The sequence below is a fragment of the Rhodanobacter sp. MP7CTX1 genome (assembly GCF_014205795.1).
In the GTDB taxonomy this organism is placed as follows: domain Bacteria; phylum Pseudomonadota; class Gammaproteobacteria; order Xanthomonadales; family Rhodanobacteraceae; genus Rhodanobacter.
The window spans coordinates 33,445-52,923 of sequence record NZ_JACHCN010000023.1 but is presented as its reverse complement, the minus strand read 5'-3'; the positions used below and the strand labels follow the sequence as shown (position 1 = coordinate 52,923).

Sequence of the window (19,479 nt, the reverse complement as noted above, 5' to 3'; positions counted from 1 at the left end):
AGCAAAGCGACTCTTGCCAAACCGGGAGGCGTCCATATAAGAAGGCCACCCCGCTTGGCGCTTGCCGGGCATCCCTGCCCGGCAAGTCCGTGAGGTGGGGCCGGGCTTTTCGACAGGACTCCTGTCCTGACGAAAAGGAATCGACATCCATGTCGATTCCCCCTTCGGGGCCTGTCGACCCCACCTCACCGCCGCACAGGGGCCCCGGGTAGAGCGGCGCGCGTCCTGCGCGCACTGTTTGTGGAAGCTGGATCAAGGGCAGGTCAGGAGCAAAGCCAGAGCAGGAGCAAAGGCAGGGCAGCAGTAAAGCCAGAGCCTCGCTCTCGAATTCGCTCTTACAAAACGAGCGGGAGCGAGTGACTTGTCGCTGCGAAGGGGAATGACAGTCTGCGTCTTCGCAGCCCAGGTCAATATAGATCGATCGGATCAACGTCCAGCGACCAGCGTACCCGTCTTGCCGATGGCAGCGCGGTCAGCATCAACTGCCATTGCCGCAACATCCCATGCAGCGTTTGACGGCTGGCCGCTTCCAGCAGCAACTGGCCACGCTGGCGCCCAGCGCGCAGCGGCATCGGTGCGGGCATGGGACCGGCGATCTGTAGCTGATCGTTGGTTGGCAATGCACCGTGGGCGGCAGTGAGGAACGTGTCGACGTCTTCGCGCAGAGGCGCGTCGGCGCGCAGCAGTACTTGATGGCTGTATGGCGGAAGCTGGATCTGGCGGCGCTCGGCCAGCAGTTCGCGTGCGGCGGCAGCGTAGCCCCGTGCCAGCAGACTGCGCAGCAGTGGATGTTCCGGTTGGTGGGTTTGCAGCAGGACGCGGCCGGGTTTGCTTGAGCGTCCGGCGCGCCCTGCCACTTGCACAACCAACTGCGCTAATCGTTCGCCGGCGCGAAAATCCACGCTGTGCAGGCCTTCGTCCACCCCGACAATCGCGACCAGGGTGAGGTTGGGCAGGTCATGGCCTTTGGCCAGCATCTGAGTGCCGACCAGGATCGCGGGTTGATCGTTCTGTAGCGTCGCCAGCAGTTGCTCGAAGGCATCGCGCCGACGCGTGGTTTCGCGGTCAACGCGCAGCACCGGGACTTGCGGGAACTGCGCGACGAGCGCTTCCTCCAGCCGCTCGGTGCCCTGGCCTTGTGGTTTCAGGTCGCCGGCGCCGCAGGTGGGGCAGGCGGATGGCATGCGGGTCTGGTAGTCGCAGTGATGGCAGAGCAGTTGGCGACGACCTGCATGCAGGGTCAGCGGACGATCGCAACGAGGGCATTGCGCATGCCAGCCGCAGCTGTGACACAGCAATACCGGCGCATAACCGCGGCGATTGCGGAACACCAGGGCCTGCTCGCCGCGCGCCAGCGTGTCCGCCACTGCAGCCAGCAGGGCCGGTGACATGCCGTGCTCGAGCCGCTGTGCGCGCATGTCGATGATCTGCACTTGCGGCGGCCGGATCGCACCGGGCCGCGCGCGCAGATGAAGCGTGCGATAGCGGCCGCTCTCGGCATTGGCCAGCGATTCCAGCGACGGCGTACCCGAGCCCAGCAATACCGGCACACCGAGCGCGCGGGCGCGCACCAAGGCGAGGTCGCGCGCGTGATAGCGAAACCCCTCTTGCTGCTTGTAGGCGCTGTCGTGTTCTTCATCGACGATGATCAGCCCGGCTTCCGGGAGCGGCGTGAATACCGCCGAACGGGTACCCAGGATGACTCGGGCGCTACCGTTGCGCGCGCGCAGCCAGGCGCGCGCGCGATCGCCTTCGGACAGGTTGGAGTGGAGCACCTCGACGATGACACCAAGCCGTTCGCGCAGGCGTCGCACGGTCTGCGGAGCCAGGCCGATTTCCGGCACCAGCAAGAGCGCCTGGCGACCTTGCGCCAGCACCTGTTCGATCAGCGCCAGATACACCTCGGTCTTGCCGCTGCCGGTAACGCCATCGAGCAGGAATGGCTGATACTGGCCGATGCTCGCGCCGACAGCGGCGACGGCCTGTTGCTGTTCGTCGTTCAGTTGCGGTGCGAGCGAGGCGGGCAAAGCATGGTTGAGCGGGGGGCGTTCGCTGCGCTCGAGCAGGCCGGCAGCGGCCAGCCGGCGCGCTGCCTCGCGCCAGCCCGGAAGCAGTTCGGTCAGCTGTTGCGCGCTCATCGAAGCATCGCCCAGGACCGCCAGCAATGCCTTGCTGCCACCACGACGGCTGCCCGCATCCCGGGCGCCATGACCGGCGACGGTCAGCGACCAATATTCGTCGCCGAGGGCTGGCAACGGTTTCGCTTCGCGCAAGGCCAGCGGCAAGGCGTTCGCATACGCCTCGCCTGGCGCGCCCAGCCAATAATCGGCGGCCCAGGTCAGAGTCTGCATCAGCTCGGCGTCAAGCAACGGGGTGTCGTCGAGCAGCCGGATGACCTGTTTCAGCCGATGGCTGCCAACCACTGTCTCAGCGTCGATCGCCACCACTACGCCGACCTGTTTGCCGCGACCGAACGGCACCAGCACCCGGCTACCCGCGCGCGCCTCACCCGCCGCGGGCGGCAGGTAGTCGAACAGCGTCAGCAGGGGCACCGGCAGGGCAACGCGAAGGACTACAGGCATGCTTACCTCACGGCGGGCCAGTGTAACCGTGACGCCCGCGGCATCGTTGCGCGGGCAGCTGAGCGCTCTCACGAAGGGTTGCATGCACTTGCTGCTCGATTATCGAGAAGTCGAAGGTAAGTGGTTCTGCTTGAGAGGTTTTTCCGCTTATCCACAAGACCTGTGGATAAGTCTGTGGATGTAACGGGGAGGGGCGCCCCCGAGGCCCGTCGTAGCGCCTTTTACGACAACTTGACGAAGATTTAGTCACGCTAAAAACATGTTGTACTTCAGTGGCTTGCAAATTCCCTCCACGAGCAGTTCACACAATTGACAAACTGCCGTCACTTGCCTTGACAGCTTGATGACGCTGTGTAAAACCCTTGCGGCGGGCCCGCAGACAGGCTATGTCGGCGGCCATCAGGACTCGACTGGGGCGGCCAGGCCTCAGTAGGCCAGGCCCAAAACGGCGGCAATGATCAAGGCGGCGGTCAGCAGCCACAGATAGCACCAGCCGACGCAGCAGAATTTCAGCACGGTCATCGGCCAGCCCTGCCGGTAAACCCGTTTCTGCATGATTAGCAGGTAGGCCGGCACCCACAGCACCAGCACCCATTCCAGCCAGCTCAGGGGGTGGGTGACCCAGGCCGCGTGCGGCGCTACCCAACTGGACAGGGCGCTGATTGCTACGCCCAGCAGCAGGCTGAGGAACAGGTAGGCATGGCTGTGCAGCGCCACGATCAGATGTTCCATGTACAGGCGCCGCCTGAACACATAAAACAGCTTCAGCAACAGTGCGAACAGCGGGATCATCACGAACATGGTCTGCGGCAGCACGCTGAAGAAATTGGCCTGCAGTCGGTCGAATGCTTCCTGACGGCCGGGTCCATCGTGTTTCATGGCGTACACGTTGGCTTTGAGATGGTCGGCGTCACGCGAGAGTCGTTTATTGAAGAACGCGGGCAACCACGGAATCTCGATCCGGGTCGGCTTGGTCAGCGTTGCGTCAGGGATCTTCGAATGGACGTCTTCGCTCGTGGCAGACGATGCCGGCGACGAGGTGGCGGACGGCGGGCTCAGCGCAACGTCGCCCAGCGAACCCACCCCCAGGACGAGCAGTCGTTGCGAAGCCTGCTGGCGCAACGTGTGTTCGGCCGAATCCAGCGCCAGCTTGGCACTGCCGCCGACCGCGTCGGCCGCCTGGCGCGCCTGCTCGAGGTCCGACAGCTTTTGCTGCAGTGACAGCTTCACAGCGGCCGGGGTGGTGGCTGCATTGAACGGATTGGCAGTCGTCTTGACCACGGTCTTCGCACCCAGGTCGATCTGGGTGTTCATGTTCTCAATGCGCAGGTGGCAGACGAAGAGCGCCAGCAGGCACAGCACGAACATCAGCCGGAAGGGCGCGATGTAGCGCACCCGCCGACCGCTGAAATACTCCAGTGTGAGGAAGCCGGGCTTGAGCAGCAGCGGTGGCACCGTGTGCACGATGCGTCCGTCGATATGCAGCAGGGTCTCTACCGTTTCCTCGAGCATGCCGTGTACCGGCTTGAGAACGCTGTGCATCGACTGGCCGCAGGCATGGCAGAACTCACCGTGCATCGGCACGCCGCAGTTGGCGCAGTGCAATCCTTCGTGGCTGGTCAACGGTTTCATGGATGATCCCCGTACGGTGCAGCGGGCGATCTTCGCACACGATGTGCCGTGGCAGTCAGGTCCGCTGGCTCAGCATGGCAGGTCGTGATCGTTGCCTGCCGCAGACAGGTCTACAAGCATAAAAACGTTGCGCCTCAGTGCGTGAATCCGAGCAGGGCGGCGAACACCAGCGCATACCCGAGCAGAAAGGTGTAGCACCACCCAACGAACAGGTATTTGACGGTCGTCATCAGCCAGCCCTGGCGATAGATCCGCTTCTGCATGATCAATAGATAGATCGGCACCCAAAGCAGTAGCGCCCAGATGAGCAGCTGCAGCGGCGTCGCGGTCCAGGCGGCATGCGGTAGCAGCCAGTCGCGTAACAGGACCAGCGGCATGCCCAGCAGCACGGCGAGAAAGACAAAGGCATGACCGTGCAGCGCCACGATCAGGTGTTCCATATACAAGCGCCGCTGGAACAGATACACCAGCTTCAATAGCAGGGCGAACGCCGGGATCAGGATGAACATGGTCTGCGGCAGCACGGCGAACATGCCTGCAAACAGACGTTCACGGGCCTCGGCGCCCGCCTCGCCGTCGTTGGACATCTCGCTCAGGTTGGCCATGCCTTTGCCGATCGAGCGGTTGAGGCTGGCATTCATGCCTTCAGTGAGCCAGCTCAGGTGCACTTGCTCTGGCTTGAAGTTTCCGCTTTCGATGGCCGGGTTCTCCAGCGGCGCGGCGCCTAGCTGGGCGAGCCGGTGATTGGCGTGGTCGAACTCCGTGCTCAGCCGTTTCCGCGGCGCGTTTGCGCGAGGTTTCGAATCCGCTGGTGGGGTGTCGAAGTCCTTCCGCATTTGCTCGTAGTGGGCACGCACCGCTTCAGCGGAGGGGTCCTTGGCTAAATCCCCGGTGCCGGCGCTGGCTGCCGTGTCGACCGAGATGAAGTGGTCCACCGCCAGGTGGCAGACGAAGAAGGCCAGCAGGCACAGCACGAACATCAGGCGAAACGGTGCCACGTAGCGTTGGCGCCGGCCGGCCAGGTACTCCATGGTCAGGAAGCCTGGTCGATACAACAACGGTGGCAACGTATGCACGATGCGGCCATCGACATGAAACACCATGTCGAGCGTGTCCTCGACCATGTGATGCATCGGCCTGACCACGCTGTGGATCGACTGGCCGCATGCCTGGCAGAACTCACCCTGCATCGGCACGCCGCAGTTGGCGCATTGCAATCCTTCGTGGCTGGTCAACGGCTTCATGAGCGATTCCAGGGAGGTGCCGCGGCGATCTTCGCACACGATGCGCCGGCAGTCGTGACCTATGGCTCAGGTAGAATGATCGGCCTTGGAGTCTGCTGTGCTGATGAAACCGTTTCGTCCCGAACGCGCGCGTCTGGCACATGAGATGCGTGCCACCGTGCACCTTGCCCTGCCGTTGATTCTTGCCCAGCTGGCGGCGATCGGCAGCAACGTGATCGATGCCGTGCTGGCCGGACACGTCAGTGCGCACGTGCTCGGCGCGGTGGCCGTCGGTGCCAGTATCTGGTCGCTGGCGATCGTCAGCGGTATCGGCATGATGATGGCGGTGCCACCGTCGGTGGCGCAGCTCGACGGTGCCGGTCGCCGGCACGAAGTCGGCGCGGTGTTTCGTCAGGCACTGTGGCTCGCGCTAGGCATGGGTGTGCTGCTGTGGTTTGCCGTACGCCATGCGGCGCCGCTGATCGATCTGATCGGGGTGACGGAGAGTTTGCGGAACGACGTGCAGGCCTTCCTGCTGGCGATCAGCTGGGGGGCGCCGGCACTGACCTGCTATTTCGCGCTGCGCGGCTTGTCCGAAGGTTTGTCGCTGACCAGGCCGTCGATGTATTTCGGTTTTTCCGGCCTGGTGCTGCTGGTGCCGCTGGGCTATGTGCTGATGTTCGGCAAGCTGGGGCTTGCACCGCAGGGTGCGCATGGTTGCGGTATCGCGACGGCCACCGTGCTGTGGCTGGAGATGCTGGGCTTCGGCATCTACGTGCTGTGCCATCGCAACTATCGCGGTCTGGGCCTGGTCGATCATTTCGAATGGCCGAACCTGCGGCGTATCGGTGCGTTGATGCACATCGGCCTGCCGATGGCGATCACGCTGCTGGCCGAGGCCGGGCTGTTCGTGGCGACGGCGCTGATCATCAGCACGCTGGGTGAGGACGTGATTGCCAGTCATCAGGTGGCGATCAATATCGCTTCGCTGTTCTTCATGATCCCGCTCGGCTTGGCGATGGCGATTACGGTGCGGGTCGGCAATGCAGTGGGGCGTGGTGACGAGCGCGGCGTGCGCTATGCCGGGTTCTGCGGCATCGGCCTGACGCTGGTGACCCAGCTGTTCTCTGCCGGGCTGATGCTGGGGATGCCGCACTTCATCGCCACGCTGTATACCCACGACCCCAAGGTCATCGGGCTGGCGGCCCAACTGATTGTGCTGGCCGGGCTGTTCCAGTTTTCCGACGGCATCCAGGTCGCCTCGAACGGCGCGCTACGCGGCCTCAAGGACACCCGCGTGCCGATGGCGATCACTTTGTTCGCCTACTGGATCATCGGCATGCCGGTTGGGTGGTGGCTGGCGTTCCATCAGGGCATGGGTGCGCGCGGCATGTGGATGGGGCTGATCGCCGGCCTGTCAGTGGCGGCGATGATGTTGTTCATTCGGTTCTGGCGCAGCGCGTGGAAACAACGTTGGCGCCAGGCACACCTCGGCATGACCGCGCCGGCCTGACCGGCTACGCTTGACGCCATCACTTTGGAAGAGTTCGCATGATCCCACCACTGCCACCCCGCAAAAACGGTTTCCTGGTTTTTCTGCGCGGCATCAACATGGTCAGGTTGGTGATACTCAACCTGGTGTTCTTCACCGTGCTGTTCTTCGTGACGGTACTGATCGTCGGCGGGATGACCGGCACCCGGGTGGGCACAGTGCAGAACGACAGTGTGCTGGTGATCAGGCCGCAAGGGCAGCTGGTCGAGCAATACAGCATCGACCCGCTGCAACGAGCCGTGGACGGACTGTCCGGCAACGAACCGAAACAGGTGCAGCTGCGCGATCTGGTGGCGGCGATCGATGCGGCGGCAAAAGACCAGGCAATCACCCGCATCCTGCTGCTACCGGATGAATTGCAGAGCGGCGGCTTCGCCGCACTGCGCGAAGTTGGCGCGGCGCTGGATCGTTTCCGTGCAGCCGGCAAGCCGGTGATCGTCTGGGCGGCCAATCTCGATCAGGGTCAGTACTACCTTGCCGCACATGCCGATCGCGTGCTGCTCGATCCGCAGGGTGGCGTGATCATTACCGGACTGGCCAACTACCGGCTGTTCTACAAGGACCTGCTCGACAAGCTCGGCGTCGATGTGCACCTGTTCCGCGTCGGCCAGTTCAAGAGCGCGGCCGAGCCCTACATCCTCGAGCATGCTTCCACCGAGGCGAAGCAGGCGGACAGTTACTGGATGGGCGGTCTGTGGGATGAATACCTGGCCGAGGTCGCCACCTTGCGCAAGCTGGATCCGGCGACGCTGCGCACCGACATCGACAACCTGCCGGCAAATATCGCCAGCACCCAGGGCGACCTGGCGCAGCTGGCGCTGAACCAGCATCTGGTCGATGGCCTGGCTACCCGCGCCGATCTCATCACGATGCTGCGCAAGGAAGGCGTTCCCGCTGGCGACAAGGGCCACAGCTTCCGTCAGGTCAACCTCACGCGGTATGTCGCGAACCTGCCGGGCAATGGAAGTGCGTTCACGCCGGGCGTGGCGGTTTTGGTGGTCGAGGGCGAGATCGCCGGTGGCGAGAAGTCAGCCGGCTCGGTTGGCGGCGAATCCACAGCGGCCTTGATCCGCGCCGCGCGCGAAGACAGCAAGACGAAGGCGCTGGTGCTGCGGGTCAACTCCCCCGGTGGCGAAGTGTACGCAGCCGAGCAGATCCGACGCGAGGTGCAGCTCACCCGAGAGGCAGGCATTCCGGTCGTGGTATCGATGGGCGATGTGGCAGCCAGCGGCGGCTACTGGATCTCGATGAATGCCGACCGCATCTTCGCTGAGCCGAACACCATCACCGGCTCGATTGGCATCTTCGGCTTGTACTACACGATCCCCAATACGCTGGCCAAGTTCGGCGTGCAGAGTGACGGCGTGGGAACCGGGCCCATGGCCGGTGCGTTCGACATCACACGCCCGCTCGATCCGAATGTCGCCGTGGTGATCCAGGCCATCATCAACAAGGGTTACCACGACTTTGTCGGCAATGTGGCCAAGGCACGCGGTAAAAACTACGCGGCAGTCGACGCGATTGCCCAGGGTCGCGTGTGGACCGGCCAGCAGGCACTCGATCGCGGCCTGGTCGACCAGCTCGGAAGTTTGCGTGATGCGGTGTCCGATGCGGCCGGCCTGGCCAAGCTGGGCAAGGACTACCCGGTGCGTTATCAAGAGGTGCCGCTGGGAGGTTTCGAGCGTTTCCTGATTGGCCTCAATCAGAGCGCCAGCGTGCATGCGATGCAGTCCTGGGGTATACGCCTGCCGAACTGGTTTGCCCAGTTGTCCGCGCTGGCGCCGGAGCTTCAGTTGCTGCGCAATGCCAGAGCCGGAGTCCCGAACGTCTACGCCGATTGCCTGTGCAGCCCACGCTGAAGTAGGTTGGGGTGAGCGCAGCGATGCCCAACGTCCCCTTGGCGCCATGTTGGGCATCGCTGCGCTCACCCCAACCTACGGGGCGCTGCGCTCACCCAACCTACGCGACTTATTGTTGTGCCTGCTGCGCATCGATCTGCTTGCGCTGTTCCTCGGCTTGTTTGTCGACGACTTTCTGCACGTCCCTGGCGCGTTGCTCGTCTGCCTTCAGTGCGTCGAACGGAGTGGCGACCTGGGCCGGTTCGGCTCGGGGCTGCGGCGGTTTGCCGGAGCAGGCAGTGAGGGCAAGGACGCAGAGCAGGATCGGCAACGGTTTCATGGTGGTTCTCCCGCGTGTTGAAGTGTCGAGTGTCCTGCCAGACATCTGCACAGGCAAGAACCGTAGGCTGTCCGTCGTTCGAGCTATGCGTGCCGGAACGGACGTTTTAAGCTGCGCCGATGAACACACGCACCGATGCCTGGCAACTTGAAGGTCATACCGCCCTGATCACCGGTGCCAGCAAGGGCATCGGGTATGCGGTCGCACGCGAACTGGCCGGCCTCGGGGCCGACCTGCTGCTGGTAGCGCGCGACGAGGACTACCTCGAACAGATCCGGGTGGAGCTGACCGACGACTTTGCCGGCATCGAGGTCCTGGCGTTCGGTGCGGACCTGACCGAGGCCGAAGAGCGTCTGGCAGTGTTCGACTGGATCGCCGACCTGGGGGCGCCGGTGTCGCTGCTGATCAACAATGCCGGCGGCAACCAGCCGAAGGCCACGCTCGACTATCGCGAAGACGAATATCGCCTGGTGTTCGAGCAGAACCTGTTTTCGGCGTTCGAGATGTGTCGTCTGGCGCACCCGCAGCTGGTGCAGCATGCGAACGCGGCGATCGTGAACGTCGGTTCGGTGTCGGGTATCACCCATGTGCGCACCGGCTCGCCGTATGGCATGAGCAAGGCGGCGCTGCACCAGCTCACGCGCAATCTGGCGGCCGAATGGGCGGTGGACGGGATTCGCGTCAACGCAGTGGCGCCCTGGTACATCCGCACCCAGCGCTCGGAGCCGGCGCTGGCGGATCCCGAATATCTGGACGAAGTGCTCGATCACACGCCGCTGAGACGGATCGGTGAGCCGGAGGAAGTCGCAGCCGCGATTGCGTTCCTGTGCCTACCTGCGGCCAGCTACATCACTGGCCAGGTGCTGGCGGTGGATGGCGGGTTTCTGAATTACGGTTACTGAGGGCGTCAGGACGGTTCAGCGCGTCCCTCTGCCGCGCTCAGCAGACGCCATCGATCCGGCACCTATATAAGTAGTGGGATGGGCGATCCATCCTGTGATGATGTGGCTGCGGGCCGGGCTGCAGAATGCTCCGCCGCCCGGGTCACGAACGCATGCGCATCCCATCAAAACTCGGCGACGTGTTCCTCGGCGGCGAAACCCAAGGTCACGGCGCCTTCGCCCACGTTGACCATGCCGGTAATGCTCATGGGCGCTTCCATCAGCTCGACGCCGCATTCGTCACAGGCCGCACGCAGGCCGGCGTAGCCAGGCAGGCCTGACAGTACCGCCAGGTCGCCGCCATAGCTGACGCACATCATGGGCACCAGCAGGCCTGCGCGGACCCGTTGCGCGGCGTAACCGAACAGTGTCTCCGCGCCGTGGTCAAAGCCACGGACTTTCCCGACCGGACCGGTCTCACCCTGGTAGCAGCGCAACAGCGGTTTGATATCCAGCGCCGAGCCGAGCACGGCACTGAACAGGCTCACGCTGCGATCGTTCTTTTTCTTGGCGCGGGCGCGCAGATAGTAAAGATCACGCGGCAGCATGTAGCCATAGCTGTTGTTGGCGATGTAGGTGAGCCGCTCGCGGATGGCGGCCGGTGTCTCGTTCGCCTGGATCAGCCGGGTCGCCTCGAAGATCGCTGGCGCCGCGCCGGCAAAAATATTGCGCGTGTCGACCACCCGCATCATGAAGGGACCAGCCACACCCGCCTCTTCGCGCACCTTGCGGTAGTTCTTGAGGATCGCAAAGCTGGCGCGGTTGACGTGTTCGTTGATCGGGCTGCGCGTGGCGGTGATGGTCAGGCAGAACACACAGTCCTGCTCCAGTACCAGCCGCCCAAGAAAAAGATCCTGCACCTCTTCCACCGGGCACGGTTCGGTTTCCGCCGAATGGCTGCGGCTACCCAGCCTGCGGTCGATGAAGCGCTGGATCTCGGCCGGCTCGCGGTCGTCCATGAAGACTTCGCTGTCCACGCGCACGGTGATCGGCATCACCGCTATGTTGTGCTGCTGCAGGAATGCCTGCGACAGATCGCAAGCTGCATCGATAGCCAAGCCCATCCGCATCGCGTCTTCCCCCTCATGAATGGCAATTCAAACATATCATCATGCAGCTCGATGGTGGCGGCGTTTGCAAGTAGCGCGGAGGCGAGTTTGGCCCCGTTCGCAAAACTGGCGGCAGTGGTGGGTCGACGCATAAGATGGGGCGACATAACGGACATCTCGCTGGCGTGGCGTCGCCGGTAACGCGATTCGGAAATACGCAATGAAAAACAAGCAGGAGATCGTCTCCAATTGGCTGCCGCGCTATACGGGCACCGCGCTGGAGCAGTTTGGCAAATACATTCTTCTGACCAACTTCGGTCATTACGTAGAGTTATTCGCGCAGTGGCATGGGGTCGACGTGCAGGGCCGCGACCGACCGATGCCGAACGCCACCGCCGACGGCATCACCCTGATCAACTTCGGCATGGGCAGCCCCAACGCAGCCACCGTGATGGATCTGCTGAGCGCGATCGCGCCGGAGGCCGTGCTGTTTCTGGGCAAATGCGGCGGCGTCAAGAAGAAGAATCAGCTTGGCGACTTGATCCTGCCGATCGCAGCGATCCGCGGCGAAGGCACCAGCAACGACTACCTGCTGCCGGAGGTGCCGGCGTTGCCGGCGTTCCAGCTGCAGCGTGCGGTGTCCACCATGATTCGTGACCTGGGTCACGATTATTGGACCGGCACCGTCTACACCACCAATCGGCGCGTGTGGGAGCACGACGATACGTTCAAGGACTATCTGCGCCGCACCCGGTGTATGGCAGTGGACATGGAAACCGCCACCATCTTTGCCGCCGGCTTTGCCAATCGGATCCCCTGCGGTGCGTTATTGCTGGTGTCCGACCAGCCGATGATTCCGGAAGGGGTGAAGACCGAAGCGAGCGACGGCAGCGTCACGTCCAGGTTCGTCGAGGCGCATATCAAGATCGGTATCGAGGCGTTGAAGCTGGTGCGCCGCAATGGCCGCAGCGTGAAACACCTGCGCTTCGAGCAGGGCCCGGAAACCGAGTAACCCGCCCGTGCTGGCATCACGCTGGCTCGATTGAGGGGTGCGCCGCAAGGCGCCCGCATGCGCTTCCGTATGGACCAACGGACGACCTGAACCCCCGCCATACGCAACTTCTTTTCGTACAAAAATTGTTGACAATGTGTAAAGGAGGCGTGATAAAGAGCCGTGTAAATCATTGGCATGACGCGAAAGTCGCACCAGACATGGTGTCAGAACGCAACCTCGAGCCGCCGCTTGCTGACCAGCGCAAGTGTGTAACGTGTTCACGTAGCGTTATTTGCCTGTTAGTATCGACCCGGATCAGCAGATCTGGGGTCTGTAAGTTGATCGGTCTGGGTAAGGTCGGGCCAAGTGTGGGCTTTTGGGCAGAACGTTTTTTCTGACCCATTGATGATAATTAATCGGAGGGTGTTTTCATGAAACTTGGGGTCAAAAAACTTTCATCGGCAGTTCAGCTGGCGCTTTCGCTGGGTGCTGTCATCGCGGTGGGTGCCTCGAGCACCGCATTCGCTCAGGATCAGTCCGCACAGCCGCAGGGCAATACCAACCCTTCTGCTCCGCAAAAAGCGTCGACCTTGCAGACGGTTGTGGTTACCGGTTCGCACATTCGCCGCGTGGATCTGGAAACGGCCAGCCCGGTCGTCACCATCGATCGCGCCGCCATCCAGGCCAGCGGCAAGCTGACCCTGGGTGACCTGGTGCAGGATCTGCCAGCCGTCACCGGCGGCAACACCAACCCGCAGGTCAACAACTCCGGCGGTACCGGCGCCAGCAGCATTGGTCTGCGCGGCCTGGGCCCGAACCGCACCTTGATCCTGGTCGACGGTCATCGCGTCAACAACACCGATCCGAACTCGATCCCGGCTTCGATGATCGATCATATCGATGTGCTGACCACCGGCGCGTCCTCGGTCTACGGTTCCGACGCGGTCGGCGGCGTGGTCAACTTCATCCTGCGCAAGGATTATCAGGGCGCCGAGTTCTCGACGAACTTTGGTCAGTCCGATCATAACGACGGCGAGCAGCAGGGTTACAGCTTCACGTTTGGCCAGACGTCCGATAAGGGCAGCATCATGGGCGGCGTGGACTACAACAAGACCGACGGTATCGAGGCGGGCAATCGCAAGTTCTCCCGGAACTCCGTGTCGATCTACGGCACGAACGGAACCGGTCCGTCCGCACCGCAGCCGCCCACCGCGAACGTTGGCGGTTCCAGCTCGGCGCCGAACGGACATGTCCAGTTGAAGGGCAGCAACTTTGCCGCTGCCTTCCCGGGCTGCACAAGCGGCTATGTCGCGCACAACGCGGGTACAACCGATACGCTCTCCCCCGCTTCCTACCATTGCTTCCAGAACAATGGTCCGAACAGCGACAAATACAACTTCGCCACGGTCAACCTGATTCTGACGCCGCAGGAGCGCACCAATGCGTTCCTCATGGGCACCTACAACCTGACCGACCATGTCAGCGCGTATCTGGACCTGTATGTCGACAAGACCTCGTCCAACGCAGCTTTGGCCCCGGATCCTCTGACGACCCTCGGCGGTTTCCAGATCTCGCAGAACAACTACTACAACCCGTTCGGTGTGAACTACCAGAATGGCCAGAGCGCGTTCGGCGTGCGTCTGACCTCACTGGGCCTGCGCGAGCAGTTCTTCGGCCTCACCACCGGGCAGGTTCACACCGGCTTCAAGGGTGACTTCCCGATTGGCAACCAGACCTGGCAGTGGGATGTGGGCTTGGATTACGGCCATACCACCACGACCGAAACGACCACCGGCCTGGTGAATCTGAATATCCTGAATCAGGCTGCTGGTCCGTCGTTCAACAACGGTGGAACGGTCGTTTGCGGCACTCCAGCTGTGGGTGCCCAGAAGGCCAACATCATCGCCGGCTGCATTCCGTTCAACCCGTTCAACATCAACACCCCGCAGTCGATCGCCTCGCTGCAGGCGGCCGCCTCGCCGGGTCTCATTACGAGCCTGACGCAGGAGAAGGTCTGGCACGCTGACTTCAACGGCGGTGTGTTCGACTTGCCTGCCGGTACCGTCAATCTGGCGGTCGGCGCTGACTATCGTCAGGAATACGAAGACCAGAAGGTCGACGGCTTGCTGCAGATCAACCCGGTAACCGGCACCTGCACCTTGGGCAGCCAGTGCAGCTCCGCCCTGCAGGGTGGTTACAACGTCAAGGAAGTTTACGCCGAAGCGTTCTTCCCGATCCTCAATGACCTGCCGTTCGTCAAGTCGTTGAACGTCGACATCGGCGACCGTTACTCGAAGTTCAATTTGTTCGGCACCACCAACAACCTGAAATTCGCGATCGAATACAAGCCGTTCGACGACCTGCTGCTGCGTGGCACGATGGCCGAAGTGTTCCGCGCCCCGAACCTGGCGGAAGTCTTTGGTGCGCCGACCTCCTCGGCATACCGGATCTCCAGTGATCCCTGCACCGGCTACACCGGCACGCCAGTCAACCCGGCTTGCGTCAACGTCAAGACCGACGGCAGCTTTGTCAACACGCTGGTCACCCAGAACCTGCAGGGCAATGGCATTGTGTCCGGCGCCGAGTTTGCGGGCTTCCCGATCAAGCCGGAAAAGGGCAAGACGTTTGACTTCGGTGCGGTCTACAGTCCGTCCTGGGCCCCAGGTCTGTCCTCGACGATCGACTTCTGGCATCTGTACCTGAATAACGTCATCACCGTCGTCGGTGTTCAAAGCGAGCTGGATCTCTGCGCAGCTGGTGATACCACCTTCTGCAAATTCATTTCGCGCGAAACCAGCGGCGTCAATCAGGGCCAGCTCTCGACGCAAACCCTGCAGCCGACCGGCAACCTCGGTACCACCAGCACGGGTGGCGTCGATTTCTCGCTGAACTACAAGCTCCCCGAGTTCTCGTTCGGCAAGTTCAGCGTGGGCATGAACGCCACCTACCTGAAGTACTTCAACGAGCAAACGGCGCCAGGGTCGGCCTCCAACACCACGTACAACGACGCCGGGCATTTCATGCCGTTTGGCTCCGCACAGGCCGCGGCCTGCCCGGGTGCTTCCGGCAACTGCCTGTTCCCGCGTTGGAAGGGTCAGGGCTACGTGAACTGGCAGCTGGGTAACTGGGACGCTTCGTGGCGCCTGCGTTACATCGGTCGCTTCCAGATGGGTTCGGCAAATCCGACGCAGGATGTGCTCCCGTACGGAACCTGCTCTTACGATGGTCAGCCGAACCCGGCTGGCGGAACCTACCAATGCACGATCAGGGGCGCAGAGTTGAAGTACGGTGCGACCGTCTACAACGACGTTTCGCTGGGCTACAACATCGAACCGTTGAATACGCGCGTGGAGTTCGGCGTCAACAACCTGTTCGACAAGCAGCCGCCGCTGCTGTACGCGAACAACACGTTGAACGCGAACACCGATCCGAGCGACTTCGACCTGATTGGCCGCTTCTTCTTCGGTCGGGTTACGGTCAAGTTCTAAGCTTGGTTTGATGGTTTAACCTTGAGGGGCCGCGCAAGATGATTGCGCGGCCCCGTTTTTTTATGGCATGACAACAATGCAATTCGAAAATATTAAAGCTGCAATCGAGTCGGGCGATCTGACGGCTGCCGAAAGCCTGTGCCGGCAGCAATTGCTGGTCCAGCCGAATGATGAAGATTTGATGTCGATGCTGGCTATAAGCCTGCATCTCCAGCAGCGGGTAAGCGAGGCCATTGCAGCGTACGCGCGCCTGACCGAGCTGTTTCCGGACAACGGCGTGTACTGGGCGAACTTTGCAACGGCCTTGCGCAGTGGAGGTTTTCGGAAAGAAGCTGAAGAGAACTACCAGACATCAATCCGGTTGGATCCGCATAATCCGGTGCCGCGCGTCGATCTGGGACTCATGATGATCGAGCGCAAGGATTACCTTGGCGCACGCGAGATGTTGCTGGACGCGTTCGATCTTGACCGGCAGCTACCGCTCTCACGAGTGCATGGCGCCCGAGCCTGCTGCCTGTGCCAGGATTTCAATGGTGCCCAGGATCTGCTCCGGCCGTGGCGACAGTGGCTGCCATTGCGCGACGACGCTATGCAATCGGAGTTGGCCAAGCTATTGATACTGTTGACCGACATCAGCAGTGCGCAGGTGTTGCTTGAAGACCTGGTGCAACGGGACGGCTTCAATTTCGAGGCAAAGTTCATGCTCGCCGGAGTCTACGAAAGAATGAACCGTCTGACGGAAGCCGATGCGCTGGTGCAGTCGGTTGCCGTGCGTGGCGATGCGCTTGGCGTGCCCGAAAGACAGGAGGTGGACCACCTGTTTGCCAAACTAGCTTTGCGCAAAGGTGACCTGGTCACCGCGCGGTCGTTGCTTGAACGGTCGGGGCCGCGTCACGCCAATGACATAGCCCACTTTTTCGAGCTTGCCGAGACATACGACAAGTCGGGGGAGCAGGAGCTCGCCATGCAGGCGCTGCGCACGACACATGCGATCCAGGTTGAGGAGCTGAAAATTTCCTCGCCGGACCACTTCACACCCGACGCATTGGCGCTCCCTGCAGCGGTTCCACGCGTATCGCCGGAAGCCTATCGGCGTTGGCCGCAGGTTGTGGCGCCGGACGCCCGAAATTCGCCGGTTTTCATTGTCGGCTTTCCACGCTCAGGCACCACCTTGCTGGAGCAGATGCTGGATGCGCATCCGGCCCTGCAGTCGATGGATGAGAATCCGTTTTTCAACAGACTCGCCGACAAGCTTCGTCAGCACGATCCCCGCATTTTGCAGGATTTAAGCGTACTGCAACAACGAGATTGCGATGAACTGCGCAAGCTCTATCTGAAGATGGTGTGCGAAACGATCGAGCGACGCTGGGACGCGCAAGTCGTCGACAAGAACCCGCTGAACATGTTGTGGCTGCCGATGATCCACCGCCTGTTTCCGGAAGCGAAATTTATCTTCGCGTTGCGTCACCCTTGCGATGTCATCCTCAGCTGCTACATGCAGAATTTCCGCGCCAGCATCCTGGGCGCGGCGGCCGAAAGCATCCCGCGACTGGCCGCCGCTTATGTACAGGCCGTTGAGCATTGGCTGCAGGATGAGCAGACCTTTCAGCCCAACGTCCTGGTTTCACGGTATGAGGATCTGGTGACGGATTTTCCGCCACAGACTCGGCGCATCGCCCAATTCCTTGAGTTGGAGGACGCCACGCCCATGTTGAAATTCGACCAACATGCGCGCAACAAGGAATATATCGCGACGCCAAGCTATTCGCAGGTGATTGTGCCGGTGAATAAAAAGGGAATGAATCGCTGGCTGCGCTATAGAAAGGAATTCGAGCCGGCGTGGCCGATCCTGCAACCGGTACTTCGTCACTGGGGCTATCCAACCGAACTTGGCGATTGATCGGGTCCAGCTTGCTACACTGGCAATTAGAGGGGCGAAGCCCGCCCCTCGATTGACATGACGGCAGGTTGGGTATCGTCGCCGTCGATAGGTGTGACCCTTCTGCAACGACTAGAAAATCACTATGAGCAATGAGCGTCTCTGGAACCGGGCCCAGCGTTACCTGGCCGATGGCCAGCCGGTTGCCGCGCGTTTCGCCCTCGAAAACTTGTTGCAACGTGATCCTGCGCACGCCGAGGCACACCTGATTCTTGGCAACATCGCCTGGAGTGACGGTCGGTTGCTCGATGCTGTTCACCATGCATCGAACGCGGCACTCAATCTTCCAGACGACGCAACGTTCATCAGCGACGCGGCCGAACTGCTGTTGCTGCTGGGCGAAAACGTCGCGGCGCGTACCTGTCTTGAGCATGCGCTCCTGGCGCATACGGAAGATGGCACTCTACTGGTTCGTCTTGCTTCGCTCCGCAGGATGCTTGGGGAGCATTCGGAGTCGCTGGCAGCACTGGATCGAGCGGGCGCCGCGGGCATTGACGATGCGGAATTTCACTATCAGCGGGGTGTGGAACTGGCCTTCAATGGGCGTCTGCAGGAAGCACAGAGTGAACATGAGCAATCCTTGCGGATCAATCCGACTTACGGTCGCCCGGCACTGGCTCTGACGCGATTCCGCAAGCAGACACCCGAATCGAACCATCTCGATCTTCTTGCCGAGCGAATCCGCAACGTTGCGCCTGGAACCGAGGACCATGTCGCCCTCGAGTTTGCCCGTTACAAGGGACTCGAGGATATGGGCCGCTACGATGATGCCTGGTCGGCGCTCGCACGCGGCAATGCGCTCATGTATGCCCGCAAGGAAGTTGATTCAAAGTATGCGTGGGATCTGCTTGAAGGTCTGATCAAGCGTTGTACACCCCAGTTTCTGCAGCCGCACGGAACCCATTTCGAAGGGCCGCAGCCGATTTTCATCTTCGGGATGCCACGCTCCGGCACCACCTTACTTGATCGAATACTGAGCAACCACTCACAGGTGGCATCTTCCGGTGAACTTGAAGACTTCGGACTCCAGTTGCGGCGAGCGGCCAACCACAGGATCACTCTGGACGAGCAGGTCTTGCAGCAATTGCCGGATCTCGACTACGTAGGCATTGGCCAAGGTTACCTTGCACAGACCCAATGGCGCGCGCCGGGAGTAAGGTTCTTCGTCGACAAGCTGCCGCGGAACTGGATGGTCGCAGGGCTGATCCGTCGTGCCTTGCCACAGGCACGCATCCTGAATCTGGTGCGCGAGCCTATGGATGTGTGCTTTTCCAATTTCCGTGCGCATCTGGGCAACGGATTCGCCTACAGTTACGACATTGATGCGCTGGCTGCGCACTATCTGCAGTACCGTCGTGTGCTCGCGCATTGGCAAAGCGCCATGCCGGGGCAGATTCTGGACGTGGTGTATGGCGACCTGGTTCGCCAACCCGAAGATGTGGCACGAAAGGTATTCGCTTTCTGCGGCCTCGACTGGGAACCCGGTTGCGTGGATCTCACCCGCAACAAATCGACGGTCGCCACACTCAGCATGGTGCAGGTGCGCGAGCCAATCCACACTCGCTCCTTTGAAGAATGGCGGCCGTACGAGCAGCACCTGACGAAGCTGCGCGAAACGATCTCCGGCTGACTTCGCAGCGACGGTGCCATCGCGCCTGCGTGGGGCTCGAGCAACCGAGCTAACAATGTCTGCGGCCTCCCTCCGCAGATCGAGCAGGGGGGCGTACCGGGGCGAACTCGCGGGGTCCTGACGCAGGGGTTGGTGAGCCTGGCTTGCGCTGGGCGACCGGATCTCCCGTTTGGTTTCATGAAATGGCATGCATGCCGGTTCGAACGGCGGGTCGCAGAAATCCGGCACGTGCGATTCGAGCCGGTGTGGCCGACGTTGCTGTCCAAGCTTC

Annotated in this window: 12 protein-coding genes; 7 read left to right on the top strand and 5 right to left on the bottom strand. The window is 61.8% G+C overall.

The genetic code is table 11. The features are described from left to right. Positions 1-407: 407 nt before the first annotated feature. The 3 genes from HDE77_RS19355 to HDE77_RS19345 form a co-directional block, all read right to left on the bottom strand. Positions 408-2,582, bottom strand: coding sequence for a primosomal protein N' (locus HDE77_RS19355; protein WP_184419559.1), 2,175 nt, complete (start codon positions 2,580-2,582; stop codon positions 408-410). 426 nt (positions 2,583-3,008) lie between these two features. Then, a complete protein-coding gene (locus tag HDE77_RS19350; RefSeq protein ID WP_184419558.1) occupies positions 3,009-4,214 on the bottom strand; it encodes a DUF3667 domain-containing protein in 1,206 nt (401 codons plus the stop codon). Positions 4,215-4,348: 134 nt separating this feature from the next. Then, a complete protein-coding gene (locus HDE77_RS19345; protein WP_184419557.1) occupies positions 4,349-5,458 on the bottom strand; it encodes a DUF3667 domain-containing protein in 1,110 nt (369 codons plus the stop codon). A 103-nt stretch (positions 5,459-5,561) separates the two neighbouring features. Here HDE77_RS19345 and HDE77_RS19340 point away from each other — a divergent pair, with 103 nt between their 5' ends. Next, positions 5,562-6,950, top strand: a complete 1,389-nt coding sequence (locus HDE77_RS19340) for an MATE family efflux transporter (protein WP_184419556.1) — start codon at positions 5,562-5,564, stop codon at positions 6,948-6,950. Positions 6,951-6,988: 38 nt separating this feature from the next. Next, the gene (gene sppA, locus HDE77_RS19335) at positions 6,989-8,848 is read left to right on the top strand and encodes a signal peptide peptidase SppA (RefSeq protein WP_184419555.1); all 1,860 of its coding nucleotides are present in this window, start codon (positions 6,989-6,991) and stop codon (positions 8,846-8,848) included. A 109-nt stretch (positions 8,849-8,957) separates the two neighbouring features. On the opposite strand, the gene HDE77_RS19330 is transcribed toward sppA, so the two are convergent. Next, on the bottom strand, positions 8,958-9,167 hold the full coding sequence (locus HDE77_RS19330; protein ID WP_184419554.1) for a hypothetical protein: 210 nt from the start codon (positions 9,165-9,167) through the stop codon (positions 8,958-8,960). Positions 9,168-9,286: 119 nt separating this feature from the next. Between HDE77_RS19330 and HDE77_RS19325 the strand changes: the two genes are divergently transcribed. Continuing rightward, positions 9,287-10,069 carry an SDR family oxidoreductase gene (locus HDE77_RS19325; RefSeq protein ID WP_184419553.1) on the top strand — a complete coding sequence of 261 codons (783 nt, stop codon included), beginning with the start codon at positions 9,287-9,289 and terminating at the stop codon, positions 10,067-10,069. Positions 10,070-10,233: 164 nt separating this feature from the next. On the opposite strand, the gene HDE77_RS19320 is transcribed toward HDE77_RS19325, so the two are convergent. Further along, on the bottom strand, positions 10,234-11,178 hold the full coding sequence (locus HDE77_RS19320; RefSeq protein ID WP_255482825.1) for a DegV family protein: 945 nt from the start codon (positions 11,176-11,178) through the stop codon (positions 10,234-10,236). A 199-nt stretch (positions 11,179-11,377) separates the two neighbouring features. On the opposite strand from HDE77_RS19320, the gene HDE77_RS19315 reads away from it, so the two are divergent. The 4 genes from HDE77_RS19315 to HDE77_RS19300 all read left to right on the top strand — a co-directional run bounded on the left by HDE77_RS19315 (position 11,378) and on the right by HDE77_RS19300 (position 19,208). Beyond that, entirely contained in the window at positions 11,378-12,169 is a 792-nt protein-coding gene (locus HDE77_RS19315) for an AMP nucleosidase (protein ID WP_184419552.1), read from the top strand. Between the two features lie 413 nt (positions 12,170-12,582). Beyond that, positions 12,583-15,639 (top strand): TonB-dependent receptor, encoded by a 3,057-nt coding sequence (locus HDE77_RS19310; RefSeq protein WP_184419551.1) that lies wholly within the window; start codon positions 12,583-12,585, stop codon positions 15,637-15,639. A gap of 76 nt (positions 15,640-15,715) precedes the next feature. Next, on the top strand, positions 15,716-17,539 hold the full coding sequence (locus HDE77_RS19305; protein WP_184419550.1) for a tetratricopeptide repeat-containing sulfotransferase family protein: 1,824 nt from the start codon (positions 15,716-15,718) through the stop codon (positions 17,537-17,539). 124 nt (positions 17,540-17,663) lie between these two features. Continuing rightward, positions 17,664-19,208 carry a sulfotransferase gene (locus HDE77_RS19300; RefSeq protein ID WP_184419549.1) on the top strand — a complete coding sequence of 515 codons (1,545 nt, stop codon included), beginning with the start codon at positions 17,664-17,666 and terminating at the stop codon, positions 19,206-19,208. The last annotated feature ends 271 nt before the right edge of the window (positions 19,209-19,479 follow it).